Origin of the sequence: Maribacter litoralis, assembly GCF_003075045.1 — a bacterium.
Classification (GTDB): Bacteria; Bacteroidota; Bacteroidia; order Flavobacteriales; family Flavobacteriaceae; genus Maribacter; species Maribacter litoralis.
The window spans coordinates 1-536 of sequence record NZ_QCZD01000026.1 but is presented as its reverse complement, the minus strand read 5'-3'; the positions used below and the strand labels follow the sequence as shown (position 1 = coordinate 536).

Genomic DNA, 536 nt, shown 5'->3' with positions numbered 1-536 from the left:
ATATTGATCTCTGGTTTACCTGTTGTTTATAGTATATAGTGTAGTTATACACTATATCGAATACTTATACTTAAGTATTTTGATTCTATAGGCATGGCAGGAAGGCTACATCAGTTAAAGATAAGTGTTGAAAGCATATAAACGCGAAGCAAACTTTATGATACTTTTTATACGTAGTAGAACACTACGAGTGTAATACATATAAATTTATTTTTATATGTATTAATAGGCTTTAGTTGTAAGAATGAAAACATTTTTAGATATAAAGTACTAATTATTTATATAATACTAGGTATTTTTATAATATCTTTATAATTGACGCCTTTTTAGCAGAAAAGTAATGCAACCGTTTTGTAATCGGTAGAAATTATTGCGATACTTATATTAGGCTTATATAGAATAATAAATAATTAATTTAGTTATTTTATTTTATAAATATTACATATAAAGACCCAATGGTCAAGTCTGGTTAAGACATAACATTTACACTGTTAGTGCGGGGTTTCAAATCCCCCTTGGGTTGTATATAATAATAT

General features: G+C 26.3%; 1 tRNA gene. It reads left to right on the top strand.

Going from position 1 to position 536, the window contains the following annotated elements:
* The first annotated feature begins 449 nt into the window (after window positions 1-449).
* Window positions 450-523, top strand: a tRNA-Val gene (locus tag DCS95_RS20120).
* Window positions 524-536 lie beyond the last annotated feature (13 nt).